The 12865-nt window shown below is 72.1% G+C and carries 14 protein-coding genes; 9 read left to right on the forward strand and 5 right to left on the reverse strand.

Annotation, left to right across the window (positions count from 1 at the left end):
• Positions 1 to 435: 435 nt before the first annotated feature.
• The gene (gene dnaA, locus CRP52_RS15440; RefSeq protein ID WP_097236930.1) at positions 436 to 2289 is read right to left on the reverse strand and encodes a chromosomal replication initiator protein DnaA; all 1854 of its coding nucleotides are present in this window, start codon (positions 2287 to 2289) and stop codon (positions 436 to 438) included.
• A gap of 353 nt (positions 2290 to 2642) precedes the next feature.
• On the opposite strand from dnaA, the gene rpmH reads away from it, so the two are divergent.
• The 9 genes from rpmH (at position 2643) to CRP52_RS15485 (ending at position 9405) form a co-directional block, all read left to right on the forward strand.
• A complete protein-coding gene (gene rpmH, locus CRP52_RS15445; protein WP_030059672.1) occupies positions 2643 to 2780 on the forward strand; it encodes a 50S ribosomal protein L34 in 138 nt (45 codons plus the stop codon).
• A gap of 18 nt (positions 2781 to 2798) precedes the next feature.
• Positions 2799 to 3227 (forward strand): ribonuclease P protein component, encoded by a 429-nt coding sequence (gene rnpA, locus CRP52_RS15450; protein WP_097236931.1) that lies wholly within the window; start codon positions 2799 to 2801, stop codon positions 3225 to 3227.
• Positions 3224 to 3595, forward strand: coding sequence for a membrane protein insertion efficiency factor YidD (gene yidD, locus CRP52_RS15455; RefSeq protein ID WP_257032506.1), 372 nt, complete (start codon positions 3224 to 3226; stop codon positions 3593 to 3595). Before rnpA ends, yidD begins: the two co-directional genes overlap by 4 nt.
• Entirely contained in the window at positions 3592 to 4746 is a 1155-nt protein-coding gene (yidC, locus tag CRP52_RS15460) for a membrane protein insertase YidC (RefSeq protein WP_097236932.1), read from the forward strand. Before yidD ends, yidC begins: the two co-directional genes overlap by 4 nt.
• Before the next feature lie 82 nt (positions 4747 to 4828).
• Positions 4829 to 5362 (forward strand): Jag family protein, encoded by a 534-nt coding sequence (locus CRP52_RS15465; RefSeq protein WP_097236933.1) that lies wholly within the window; start codon positions 4829 to 4831, stop codon positions 5360 to 5362.
• A 178-nt stretch (positions 5363 to 5540) separates the two neighbouring features.
• The gene (gene rsmG, locus CRP52_RS15470; RefSeq protein ID WP_097236934.1) at positions 5541 to 6380 is read left to right on the forward strand and encodes a 16S rRNA (guanine(527)-N(7))-methyltransferase RsmG; all 840 of its coding nucleotides are present in this window, start codon (positions 5541 to 5543) and stop codon (positions 6378 to 6380) included.
• Between the two features lie 234 nt (positions 6381 to 6614).
• Positions 6615 to 7586, forward strand: a complete 972-nt coding sequence (locus CRP52_RS15475; RefSeq protein ID WP_257032507.1) for a ParA family protein — start codon at positions 6615 to 6617, stop codon at positions 7584 to 7586.
• Positions 7583 to 8671 (forward strand): ParB/RepB/Spo0J family partition protein, encoded by a 1089-nt coding sequence (locus CRP52_RS15480; protein WP_097236935.1) that lies wholly within the window; start codon positions 7583 to 7585, stop codon positions 8669 to 8671. The genes CRP52_RS15475 and CRP52_RS15480 overlap by 4 nt, the downstream gene beginning before the upstream one ends.
• Before the next feature lie 116 nt (positions 8672 to 8787).
• Complete coding sequence (locus tag CRP52_RS15485) at positions 8788 to 9405, forward strand: GNAT family N-acetyltransferase (RefSeq protein WP_097236936.1); 618 nt, start codon at positions 8788 to 8790, stop codon at positions 9403 to 9405.
• A gap of 88 nt (positions 9406 to 9493) precedes the next feature.
• Here the strand turns inward: CRP52_RS15485 and trxA are convergent, their stop codons facing one another.
• From trxA to sigM, 4 genes are all read right to left on the reverse strand, one after another.
• Positions 9494 to 9820, reverse strand: coding sequence for a thioredoxin (gene trxA, locus CRP52_RS15490; protein WP_097236937.1), 327 nt, complete (start codon positions 9818 to 9820; stop codon positions 9494 to 9496).
• 135 nt (positions 9821 to 9955) lie between these two features.
• Positions 9956 to 10921 (reverse strand): thioredoxin-disulfide reductase, encoded by a 966-nt coding sequence (gene trxB, locus CRP52_RS15495; RefSeq protein WP_097236938.1) that lies wholly within the window; start codon positions 10919 to 10921, stop codon positions 9956 to 9958.
• Between the two features lie 173 nt (positions 10922 to 11094).
• Positions 11095 to 12093, reverse strand: a complete 999-nt coding sequence (locus CRP52_RS15500; protein WP_097236939.1) for a hypothetical protein — start codon at positions 12091 to 12093, stop codon at positions 11095 to 11097.
• Positions 12090 to 12824 (reverse strand): RNA polymerase sigma factor SigM, encoded by a 735-nt coding sequence (gene sigM / locus CRP52_RS15505; protein ID WP_097236940.1) that lies wholly within the window; start codon positions 12822 to 12824, stop codon positions 12090 to 12092. Before sigM ends, CRP52_RS15500 begins: the two co-directional genes overlap by 4 nt.
• Positions 12825 to 12865 lie beyond the last annotated feature (41 nt).

Consider the following 12865-nt stretch of genomic DNA (forward strand, 5'->3'; position numbering starts at 1 on the left):
AACTCCCGCCGGCCTGGGGACAACCGGTGGATAACCCGAACGGCCCACTGGCGGGCCGTCAATTGTCCACACCCTGTGGATAACCGTTGTGCACAAGTCCCCAGGCACCTGACCTGCGCGGAAGAGCGTAGCGGTGACCGGCCTGTGGACGAATTCTGGATAACTCCGGGCTCCCCGGCCTGTGGACCGTGGGGAAGACGCCCGTCCTGTGGACAACTGCCGTGCGCGCCCCCGGTTTTCGAATCACCGGTCAGTTGTTCGGCGCGGGCTGTGGACTGGCGGAACGTCCGTCGACGGCAAACCTGCCCAGCCGGCCCGCGATGCACACCTGTGGACGTGCGGAATGTGGCTGCCGCCGAATGCGGTCCTGCCGGAAGCCGAAAAGGGCGTCAGGATCGCTCCTGACGCCCTCCGGACCGCACCCCGCGGCGGCCGTTAGCTCTTGATGCGGTTGGTGAGTTCGGTGACCTGGTTGTAGATCGAGCGGCGCTCGGCCATCAGCGAGCGGATCTTGCGGTCCGCGTGCATCACCGTGGTGTGGTCGCGGCCGCCGAACTGCGCGCCGATCTTCGGCAGCGAGAGGTCGGTGAGCTCCCGGCACAGGTACATCGCGATCTGGCGGGCCGTCACCAGCACGCGGCTGCGCGAGGATCCGCAGAGGTCGTCCACACCCAGGCCGAAGTACGCGGCGGTCTGCTGCATGATGACCTGCGCGGTGATCTCCGGGCCTGCGTCCTCGTCCCCGCCCGGGATCAGGTCCTTGAGGACGATGCCGGCCAACTCCAGGTCCACCGGTGCCCGGTTGAGGTTGGCGAAGGCGGTGACCCGGATCAGGGCGCCCTCCAACTCCCGGATGTTGCGGGTGATCCGGGAGGCGATGAACTCCAACACGTCGGCGGGTGCGTTGAGTTGCTCCTGGATCGCCTTCTTGCGCAGGATCGCGATCCGGGTCTCCAGCTCCGGCGGGGTGACGTCGGTGATCAGGCCCCACTCGAAGCGGTTGCGCAGCCGGTCCTCCAGCGTGGTGAGCAGCTTGGGCGGCCGGTCCGACGAGAGGACGATCTGCTTGTTCGCGTTGTGCAGGGTGTTGAAGGTGTGGAAGAACTCCTCCTGCGTGGACTCCTTGCTCGCCAGGAACTGCACGTCGTCCACGAGCAGGATGTCCATGTCCCGGTAGCGGCGGCGGAAGGTGTCCGCCTTGCCGTCCCGGATCGAGTTGATGAACTCGTTGGTGAACTCCTCCGAAGACACGTAGCGCACCCGGGTGCCCGGGAAGAGACTGCGCGAGTAGTGCCCGATGGCGTGCAGCAGGTGGGTCTTGCCCAGCCCGGACTCGCCGTAGATGAAGAGCGGGTTGTACGCCTTGGCCGGGGCCTCGGCGACCGCCACCGCCGCCGCGTGCGCGAAGCGGTTGCTGGCGCCGATGACGAAGGTGTCGAACAGGTACTTGGGGTTCAGCCGGGCGGCCGGCTCGTCCTTGCGCGAGCCGCCGGCCGGGGGAGCGCCGGGCGGGGCGGGCACCCCGGGGACGGCGGGGCGGTCGCCGGACCGCTCGGGGGCGGCCTTCTCCGCCGGACGACCGCCGGAGGGCCGGGAGCCGGAGGAGCGGCGGCCCACGCCGGCGCGGGGCTGCTCGTTCGGGCCGGGGCCGTAGGCGCCGCCGAACAGGTCGCCCTGGGTGGTCGCGGGCGGGCCCGGGACGGGACGCGGCGCCGGGCGGGACGCGGGCTCCTCGGACTCGTGGTAGCCCGCCGGCTGCTCCTGGTACCCCTGCCAGCCCTGCGGGCCGGCGGCCGGTGCGCCGTACGGGGCCGGGCGCTGCTCGTAGCCGCCGGTGTCGTAGCGGGGGCGCTCGTAGTCCTGCTGCCCGTACGGCTGCTCCTGGCCGTAGGGCCGGCCCTGCTCGTACGGCTGGTCCTGCTCGTACGACTGCTGGTAGTCCTGGCCGCCGTAGCCGCCGGCCTCCTCGGCCGGGCCGGGGTACGGCTCGGCGGGGGCCTGGGGGGCGGGGGTGGTCGGCACGGCGTTGGCGTCGACCATCACGGCGATCCGGACCGGGCGGCTGAGCTCGCGGCTGAGCGCCTCGGTCAGCTGCGGCAGCAGCCGGCCCTCCAGCACCTGCTTGGCCCGCTCGTTCGGGGTCGCCAGCAGGGCGGTGTCGTGCATCATCCACATCGGCTGGGTGCGCTGCACCCACTGTTTGTCCATCTCCCCGACATCGGGGTCGCTGACCAGCCGCTCGACGACCCTGGCCCAGACCGGGACGAGGTCGCTGTTGACATCAGCCACTGGTGCACGCTTTCCAAGAACAAACCAGACAAGTTCTGCAACGGTAGTCAGCGAACAGGGCGGGATCAAGTCGTTGTCCACAGGCTGTGGGTAAACCGCTCCCGGGAGGCTGGTTTGACCCTCGCACCCCGTCCCGCGTACCGTAACCAGGTCGAGTTGTCGATGGCCGCTGCCGCATGTCCGCGGGTCCACCCGCTCCATAAGGCGCGCAGCACGGGCGCCGTGGATTGCCTCAAACCCCAGCCGAACTGGGGCGATGGGCCGGATTTCCGAATTCAGGGGAGATCACGCGGACGCACGGTGACGGCCAAGCGACCCCCCGTCATCCTACGATTCACCTCAGGAGCCCCCGAGTGAGCAAGCGCACCTTCCAGCCGAACAACCGTCGTCGCGCGAAGACCCACGGCTTCCGGCTGCGTATGCGTACCCGCGCCGGCCGCGCCATCCTGGCCGCCCGCCGTGGCAAGGGCCGCGCCAGCCTGTCCGCCTGATCCGCGCCAGAGTCTGTTGTGCTGCCCTCCGAGAATCGGCTGCGGCGGCGCCAGGACTTCGCGACCGCGGTGAAACGCGGTCGCCGGGCAGGCCGGCCCCTTCTGGTCGTCCATCTCAGCAGAGATGGTGACCCCCAGGGGCAGACCGACCGGACCAGCGACTCCCGCCCGCACGTCGCCGAGGGGACTCCTTCGGCGCGTGCGGGTTTCGTCGTGAGCAAGGCCGTCGGCCCGGCGGTGGTCCGCAACCTCGTGAAGCGCCGACTGCGCCATCTCGTCCGTGATCGTCTGTCCAGGCTGCCCGCCGGTAGCCTGATAGTGGTGCGTGCGCTGCCCCAGGCCGCGTCCGCCTCGTACCAGGATCTCGAACGTGACCTGGACGCGGCGCTGAAGCGGTTGCTGAAGGCCGAGCCCGCCGCCACGGCGCCGACGGGAGCAGGGCGATGAAGTACCTGCTGATGGGTCTGATCAGGGTCTACCAGTGGACCATCAGCCCACTGCTCGGTCCGGTGTGCCGTTATTACCCCTCCTGCTCGCACTACGGCTACGAGGCCGTGAAGGTGCACGGGGCGGTCAAGGGCGGCGGGCTGACCGCGTGGCGCATCCTGCGTTGCAATCCGTGGACGCCCGGCGGAGTCGATCACGTCCCGCCGCGCAAGCATCCGGTGTGGCACCGGCGGTTGCGAGACTGGTTGAAGAGCCGGTCCGCCACCGCGGACCCGGTGACCGCCACCCCCGCCGGTCCGGACCCCGAGGGCCCGGCGACCATTGGCCACGTGCGGCCAATCCACCTGTCCAAGGAGTCTGACCGGTGACCTTCGGTTTTCTCAGCCCCCTCTACACGGCAGTGTCCTGGATCATCGTCCAGTTCCACTCGCTGTACAGCCACGTCTTCGATCCGGACGGCGGCTGGGCCTGGGGGCTCGCCATCGCCTCCATGGTCGTCGTCATCCGGATCTGCCTGATCCCGCTCTTCGTGAAGCAGATCAAGGCGACCCGGGCCATGCAGGCGATCCAGCCGAAGATGAAGGCCATCCAGGAGCGCTACAAGAACGACCGGCAGCGCCAGTCCGAAGAGATGATGAAGCTGTACAAGGAGGCGGGTACCAACCCGTTCTCCAGCTGCCTTCCCATCATCGTGCAGGCCCCGTTCTTCACCGCCCTCTACGGCGTGCTCGCCAAGGTGGCCAAGGGCCAGGACATCGGCGTCATCCACGGCGACCTGCTGGTCAGTGCCGGCAAGGCGCACATCTTCGGCGCCCCGCTCTCCGCCACCTTCCTGGGCAGCGACGAGACCAACGTCAAGATCGTCACCGCGGTGATGATCATCCTGATGTCGCTGTCGCAGTTCGTCACCCAGCGCCAGCTGATGACCAAGAACGTCGACCTCACCGTCAAGACGCCGTTCATGCAGCAGCAGAAGATGCTGATGTACGTCTTCCCGGTGATGTTCGCCGTCATGGGCATCAACTTCCCGGTCGGTGTCCTGGTCTACTGGCTGACCACCAACGTCTGGTCGATGGGCCAGCAGCTGATCGTCATCCACAACAACCCGACCCCGGGCAGCAAGGCCTTCCAGGAGCGCCAGGCACGGCTCAAGAAGGCCGGCCGGCTGCGTCCGGACGGTACGGAGATCAAGGGCGCGCTCTGGGGCATGCTGCCCCCGTCCAAGGACGCCCTCAGCGCCGCGACCGCCGCGTCGGCCGCGGTCGAGGAGTCGGTGCAGGCCCGCCGCCAGCAGCCCCGTCGGCAGAGCAAGTCGCAGCGCCAGCACGGCGTCGCCGGTCAGCCGACCGCCGACCTGAGCAAGGACGCCTCGGCCGAGGAGCCCGCGGACGCCGCCCCGGCCGACTCGGGCACCAAGCCGGCGGCTGCCAAGCAGGCCGCGGCGAAGCCCGCCGGCACCAAGCAGGGCACCCGGCAGCAGCCGAAGCGTGGTGGCCAACGGCCGAAGAAGAAGTCCTGACCGGCCCCGAGCCTGTTGTGACAGCCGCGAAGAGCGTCGTTCCCGGCCCGCCAGACGGGCCCATCTCCGAAGGAGTCCATCAGTGACGGAAGGCACCACCACCGCCGTCGAGGCCGAGGCCGCCGGCGCCGACGCCGACGAGAACGTCATCGCCCGCCTGGAGCAGGAGGGCGACATCGCGGCGGACTACCTGGAGGGTCTGCTCGACATCGCGGACCTCGACGGTGACATCGACATGGACGTCGAGGGCGACCGCGCCCTGGTCTCCATCGTCAGCGACGGCAACGACCGCGCGCTGCAGCGCCTGGTCGGCCAGGACGGCGAGGTGCTGGAGGCCCTGCAGGAGCTGACCCGGTTGGCTGTCCACCGGGAGACCGGCGAGCGCAGCCGCCTCATGCTGGACATTGCCGGCTTCCGGGCCCGCAAGCGCACCGAGCTGGCCACGCTCGGCGCCGAGGCCGCCGAGCAGGCGAAGAGCACCGGCGAGCAGGTCAAGCTGCGGCCGATGACGCCCTTCGAGCGCAAGGTCGTCCACGACGCGGTCGCCGCGGCCGGTCTGCGCAGCGAGTCCGAGGGCGAGGAGCCCCAGCGGTGCGTGGTCGTGCTGCCGGCCTGAGGCCGACAGATCGATGACCGGTCGCGCTGGCGGCCGGAGAGCTTCACCGGACGCGACCCCGTCCGCCTCGTGCGGGCGGGGTCGTCGTCCCTTCCGCGGGGAACGGCCCGGCGGAGACGTTTCACGTGAAACAGTGCGTTGAGCGGGTCGGTGGATCCGGGGAATCGGAGAGGTCGAGATGGACACGGAGAACGCGGCCGTCGGCCGGCCGGGGTCGGACGTGGATCCGGCCGCCGAGGGGCGGACCGCCGAGGCGGCTGCGCCGGGCGAGGCGGTCGGGCCGGGTGAGGCGCCGGCCGCCGCCCGGGAGGTGTTCGGCGACCGCTTCGACGCCGCGGTCCGGTACACCGAGCTGCTGGCCACCGCGGGCGTCCAGCGCGGGCTGATCGGGCCGCGTGAGGTGCCCCGGCTCTGGGACCGCCACGTCCTCAACTGCGCGGTGCTGGCCGAGCTGCTGCCGAGCGGCATCACCCTGTGCGACGTCGGCTCCGGCGCGGGCCTGCCCGGCATCCCGGTGGCGCTGGCCCGTCCGGACGTCTCGGTGACGCTGCTGGAGCCGCTGCTGCGCCGGACCACCTTCCTGGAGGAGGTCGTCCGGGAGCTGGGGCTGGAGAACGTCACCGTGCTGCGCGGCCGCGCCGAGGAGATGATCGGCAAGCTCGCGGTGGACGTGGTGACCGCCCGGGCGGTGGCGCCGCTGGACCGGCTGGCCGGCTGGGGCATGCCGCTGCTGCGGCCGCACGGCCAGATGCTGGCGCTCAAGGGCGACAGCGCCGAGCAGGAGCTCGCCGACTCGCGGGCCGGGCTGACCAAGCTGGGCGCGGTCGAGTGGAGCGTGATCTCGGTCGGCGAGGGCACCCTGGAGACCTCCACCCGGGTGGTCCAGGTCAAGGCGGGGGAGAGCCCCGGCGGGGTGAAGGCCGCGACCCGGCGCGCCAAGGCGGCCCGGGCGGGCCGCAACGCGACCGCCCGCAACGGCGGCGAGCGCGGTCGGGGCGGGCGGCGCCGCACCCGCTGAGCGCGGCCGAGGACCGACACGGGCGGACGGATCTCCTGAACGGGGGAACCGTCCGCCCGTCGTCGTCCGGGTGGCGGGCAGCGCCCCCGGGAAGCCGGAGTGTCGCAACGTCAGATTTCCGGCAAAGCGGGCATGGTGTTTCACGTGAAACGTCGCTCCTTGCTCTCGGGCATCCTCCGCCGTGACCGGGCGGCGACTGTTGCCGCTCCGGTTTCACGTGAAACACTGACCCCCATGCAGGACTCGGAGACCATCGACCAGATCGATGACACGCCCATCGCACGGGCTGCCCAGGCTGCGGTTCAGGCGATCGGCCGAGCGGGGGAGGGGCTTCCCCGCCCCGCCACCACCCGGGTGATCGTGGTCGCCAACCAGAAGGGCGGGGTGGGCAAGACCACCACCACCGTGAACATGGCCGCCTCGCTGGCCATGCACGGTCTGCGGGTGCTGGTCGTCGACCTCGACCCGCAGGGCAACGCCTCCACCGCGCTGGGCATCGACCACCACGCCGAGGTGCCGTCCATCTACGACGTCCTGGTGGAGGGCAAGCCCCTGGCCGACGTGGTGCAGCCGGTGCACGACGTCGAGGGGCTGTTCTGCGTCCCCGCCACCATCGACCTGGCCGGCGCCGAGATCGAGCTGGTCTCGCTGGTGGCCCGGGAGAGCCGCCTCCAGCGCGCCATCGCGGCCTACGAGCAGCCGCTCGACTACATCCTGATCGACTGTCCGCCCTCGCTGGGCCTGCTGACGGTCAACGCCCTGGTCGCCGGCCGGGAGGTGCTGATCCCGATCCAGTGCGAGTACTACGCGCTGGAGGGCCTCGGTCAGCTGCTGCGCAACGTCGAGCTGGTCCGCGCGCACCTCAACCCCGAGCTGCACGTGTCGACCATCCTGCTCACCATGTACGACGCCCGGACCAGGCTGGCCGCCCAGGTCGCCGAAGAGGTCCGGACCCACTTCCAGCAAGAGGTGCTGAGCACGGCGATCCCTCGCTCGGTGCGCATCTCGGAGGCGCCCAGCTACGGGCAGACGGTGCTCACCTACGACCCGGGTTCGACCGGGGCGCTGTCGTACCTGGAGGCCGCCCGTGAGCTCGCGCTGCGCGCCGCCGGCCGGGGCGGTTCGCTGGTGGGGCAGCAGCGGGACGGCCAGCAGGGGCACGGCGCCCCGGTGGTACAGCACGGCACGACGGAGGGTCATCAGTGAGCGCTCGCAGGGTTGGTCTGGGGAGGGGGCTCGGGGCACTGCTCCCGTCGGCTCCGCCGGAGGTCGGCGGGGCGGCGGCGCAGCCCGGGACGGCCGCGCCCGCACCGGCCTCGACGGTGACGGCCGGGGCGGTCTCGCCGGCCGCCGTGCCGGTGCTGCCGTCCGGCCGGGGGACGGTGGCCGCCCGCGTCGGCGCGGGGAGCCTGCGGGAGAAGGCCGACCGCGCCTTCGAGCCGGCCGAGGTCGCCGGGGCGCGCTTCGCCGAGCTGCCGCTGGACGCGATCACCCCCAACCCGCGCCAGCCGCGTGAGGTCTTCGACGAGGACAAGCTGGTCGAGCTGGTCAACTCCATCAAGGAGGTGGGCCTGCTCCAGCCGATCGTGGTGCGCCAGACCGCGGCGGACGGCTATGAGCTGATCATGGGTGAGCGCCGTTGGCGCGCCTCCCGGGAGGCCGGGCTGGAGCGGATCCCGGCGATCGTCCGGGCCACCGAGGACGACAAGCTGCTGCTGGACGCCCTCCTGGAGAACCTGCACCGGGCCGAGCTGAACCCGCTGGAGGAGGCCGCCGCCTACGACCAGCTGCTGCGGGACTTCTCCTGCACCCACGAGGAGCTGGCCGAGCGGATCGGCCGCTCCCGCGAGCACGTCTCCAACACGCTGCGGCTGATGAAGCTCACGCCCTCCGTCCAGCGCCGGCTGGTGGCCGGAACGCTGATGGCCGGGCACGCCCGGGCCCTGCTCGGCGTGCCGGACGCCGAGGAGCAGGAGCGGCTGGCCAAGCGGATCATCGCGGAGGGTCTCACGGTGCGCAACATCGAGGAGATCGTGAAGGTGATGAAGCTGGAGCAGAAGCCCGCGCGCCAGGCGCCGAAGGCGGGCAAGCTGATCTCCCCGGCCTTCAACGACCTGGCGAGCCGGCTGTCGGACCGCTTCGACACCCGGGTCAAGGTCGAGGTGTCGCAGCGCGGCGGCAAGCTGGGCAAGGGCAAGGTGGTGCTGGAGTTCGGTTCGGTCGAGGACCTCAACCGGATCCTGGACAGCATGGCCCCGGGTGAGGACGGTCTGCGGTTGTCGCAGGGCTGACCCGGGCACCGACCGATGGGTGCATGCTTCACGTGAGCGCTGTTTCACGTGGAACATGCACCCATCGGTGTTCGTGGGGGAATGCTCGCCCGTGAGGTGGAGGAGGAGGTACGGGCATGGGACGCCGGATCGCTCCGCTGACGCTGGACAACCTCGGTGAGCTGCCGGACGGCTGCCGCTCCTGCGTGTTCTGGGAGCTGGACCCGGTCAGCGCCAAGGAGGCGGTGGAGGCCGGGAAGCCGGAGCTGGAGAAGGAGGGGTGGATCTCCACGGTGCTGCTGGAGTGGGGTTCCTGCGGCCGGATCGTCTACGTGGACGACCGGCCCGCCGGGTTCGTGCTCTACGCGCCGCCCGCGTACGTGCCCCGCTCGCAGTCCTTCCCGACCAGCCCGGTCTCGCCGGACGCCGTTCAGCTGATGGTCAGCCGGGTGCTGCCGGGCTACCAGCGGCAGGGGCTCGGCCGGGTGCTGGTGCAGACCGTGGCCAAGGACCTGATCGGGCGCGGGGTGCGGGCGATCGAGGCCTTCGGCTCGGTCGGGCGGCCGCCGACCAGCTGCGTGCTGCCGGCCGACCACCTGCTCGCGGTCGGCTTCAAGACCGTCCGGCCGCACCACCGCTACCCGCGGCTTCGGCTGGAGGCGCGGAGCACGCTCTCCTGGCGGGGGGACGTGGAGGGGGCGCTGGAGCGGCTGCTCGGCGGCGGGCGCAAGGAGCCGGCGCTGCGGCCGTTCTAGGAGGAGCCGGGAATCGGCCCGGGAAACGACGGAGGCGGGGCTGCCCACGAGGGGAGCCCCGCCTCCGTGCGGTCGGCGTCCTGACGACCTAGATGAAGCCGTCCAGCTCGCGCAGCAGCGCGGCCTTCGGACGGGCACCGGTGATGGACTTCACCGGCTCGCCGCCCTTGTAGAGGATCAGGGTCGGGATCGAGATGACGCCGTACTGGGCGGCAGTCGCCTGGTTGGCGTCCACGTCGAGCTTGGCGATGGTCAGCTTGTCGCCGTGCTCGGCCGCGATCTCGTCGAGGATCGGGGCGACCTGGCGGCACGGGCCGCACCAGGTGGCCCAGAAGTCGACCAGCACGGGCTTGTCGCTCTGCAGGACGTCGGTCTGGAAGGACGCGTCGGTGACGGTGGTGGTGGCGCCGGCCACGGGAACTCCTCGGGTTAGGACGGAGGGGGCTGCTGCCAGGTGAACAACGGGCGGGCCCGTTCTGTTTCGGCCTGGCCGGGAAGGGGGTGTTTCACGTGAAACACCCCCGTGGGGGTGGGTCGGGTGGCCCTGGGGTCAGACCGCGACGGCGGCGGCCTTGGCCTCCAGGTCGTCCAGCGCGGCGAGGTAGCGCTCGGCGTCCAGGGCGGAGGAGCAGCCGGTGCCGGCGGCGGTGATGGCCTGACGGTAGGTGTGGTCCACGACGTCGCCGGCGCCGAACACGCCGGGGATGTTGGTACGGGTGGAGGGGGCCTCGACCTTGAGGTAGCCCTCGGCGTCGAGGTCCAGCTGGCCCTTGAACAGCTCGGTGCGCGGGTCGTGGCCGATCGCGATGAACAGGCCGGTGACGGCCAGCTCGCGGGTCTCGCCGGTGGTGGTGTCGCGCAGGGTGACGCCGGTCAGCTTCGGGTCGCCGTGGATGGCCTCGACGGCGCTGTCCCACTCGAAGCGGATCTTCGGGTCGGCGAAGGCGCGCTCCTGCATGGCCTTGGAGGCGCGCAGGGTGTCGCGGCGGTGGATGATCGTGACGCTCTTGGCGAAGCGGGAGAGGAAGGTCGCCTCCTCCAGGGCGGTGTCGCCGCCGCCGACCACCGCGATGTCCTGGTCGCGGAAGAAGAAGCCGTCGCAGGTGGCGCACCAGGAGACACCGCGGCCGGAGAGCTTGTCCTCGTTGGGCAGGCCGAGCTTGCGGTGCTGGGAGCCGGTGGTGACGATCACGGCGCGGGCGCGGTGGACGTTGCCCTCGGAGTCGGTGACGGTCTTGATGTCGCCGGTGAGGTCGACCGCGACGATGTCGTCCGGGATCAGCTCGGCGCCGAAGCGCTCGGCCTGGGCGCGCATGTTGTCCATCAGCTCGGGGCCCATGATGCCGTCCCGGAAGCCGGGGAAGTTCTCGACCTCGGTGGTGTTCATGAGCGCGCCACCGGCGGTGACGGCACCCTCGAAGACCAGCGGCTTCAGGGAGGCCCGGGCCGTGTAGAGAGCGGCCGTGTACCCGGCCGGGCCGGAACCGATGATGATCACGTTACGGACGTCGCTCACTGCATCTCCTGGTTCGCATCGCGACCCGCGTTAGCTGCGGGGAGGGCGGTCCTGCTCCGCCGCCCGGGACAACGACTGCCCAGTGTCTCGCATTCCCAGGCGGATCCGTACCAGGTGCCCGGACTCCGGAAGCGGCGTGCCGTGCTGGTCGTGGATCGCATGGGAACCGTCGGTCAACGGCTCGGAACGGTCTGCTGCAGGACGATCGGGCCGCAGTCGGGGGAGCGCAGGTAGACCTCGACGAAGCCGGGTGTGCCGGGCGCCGGGTAGACCAGGACGTCGACCGGCGAGCCCCGGTAGGTGCCCCGGTCGGTGGCCAGCGGGACGCCGGAGGCGGGTGCCGGGCAGCTCGTGGAGGCGGACGGGGACGGGGCGGCGGAGGGCGAGGCGGAGGGGGAACCGGGGGAGGTGAGCTCCGGCCGGGCACCCTCGGCCGGGAGGGCGGCCTCGGACTTGGCGGGCCCGGTGGCCCGCAGCCCCGGAGCGGTCTCCGAGCGGGCCAGCAGCTGTTGCACCTGGGTGGCGAGCCGATCGGCCTCGTAGACCGTGCCGGGACTCGCCGCGTGCGGGGTACGGGCGCTCTGGTCGGCGGCGGCCGTGGTGCCGGCCGGGGCGGCTGCGGTGACCGCGGCGCCACCGGAGCGGTCGTCGGGGTGCAGCAGCAGCGCCCCACCGAGGCCGATGGCGGCCAGGGCGGCGGCGGTGCCGAGCAGCAGGGCGATCCGGCGCCGCTTGGGGCGGGGCCGGCCGGGGCCGGTGGCGGCGCCGGGCCGGGAGGGCGGCGCGGAGGGCCCCGTGGCGGTGCGGACGGTCGGGGCCGGGGTGGTGGCCCGGCGGGGGGCGGCGGGGGCCTCCTGGGGGCGGTCGGCGGGCTTGGGCGCGGCCTCGTGGTCGGACTGTTCGGCGTCGCGCCCGGCGGCGGCCGCGGCCAGGGCGGCGTCCAGCCGGGCGGCGACATCGGCGGGCATCGGCGGGGCCTCGACGGCGCCCAGCAGCTCCCGGACCCCGGCGAGCGCCTCGACGGTCTCCCGGCACTCGACGCAGCCGGCCAGGTGCCGCCGCAGCGCCGCCACGGCGTCGGGGGAGTCGACCAGGTCCTCGGCGAGGTCGGCCAGCCGGTCGATCGACGGGTGGTCCCCGGCGTGGTCGGGGGAGGAGAGGTGGGCGCTCATCGTGTGCTCGCGTCTCCTTCCAGAATCGTCCGACCGGTGCTCGGGCCTGTTCCTGTGACGGTGCGGGGCGCCTTCGGGTTCCCCGGGGCGTCCGGTCGCGGCGGCGGGGCCGAGCCGGGGGCGCCCGTTGTTTCACGTGAAACACCCGTCCCGCCGTCGCTCTCCCGCAGGTGCCGGACCAGCGGGAGCAGTCGGGCGCGGCCGCGCGCGCAGCGGCTCTTCACGGTGCCCACCGCGACGCCGAGCAGTTCGGCGGCCTCGGCGACCGGGTAGCCCTGCATGTCGACCAGGACCAGCGCGGCCCGCTGTTCGGCGGGCAGGGCGGCGAGCGCGGCGGTCACCTCGCGGTGCAGCTCGGCCCGGACCACCGGGGAGTCGGCCGGCTCGGCGGCGCCGACCAGGGTGTCGAGCCGCTGCGGGTCCTCGTCGAGCGGGGTGGTGCGGCGGGTGGCGGTGCGCCGGGCGCGGTCCAGGCAGGCGTTGACCACGATCCGGTGCAGCCAGGTGGTGACCGCCGAGCGGCCCTGGAACCCGGCGGCGGCGCGGAAGGCGGAGACCAGGGCGTCCTGGAGGGCGTCGGCGGCCTCCTCACGGTCGCCCAGGGTGCGCAGGGCGACCGCCCAGAGCCGGTCGCGGTGGCGGTTCACCAGCAGGCCGAAGGCCTCCCGGTCACCGGCGACGTGCCGGGCGAGCAGCGTCGCGTCGTCCGTCTGGTCCACGCCGTCCGTCACCGCCGCTCCTTGGTCCTCGTCCGTTCGCGCGTCGCTCGACG

Origin of the sequence: Streptomyces sp. 1331.2 (assembly GCF_900199205.1) — a bacterium.
Lineage (GTDB): Bacteria > Actinomycetota > Actinomycetes > Streptomycetales > Streptomycetaceae > Kitasatospora.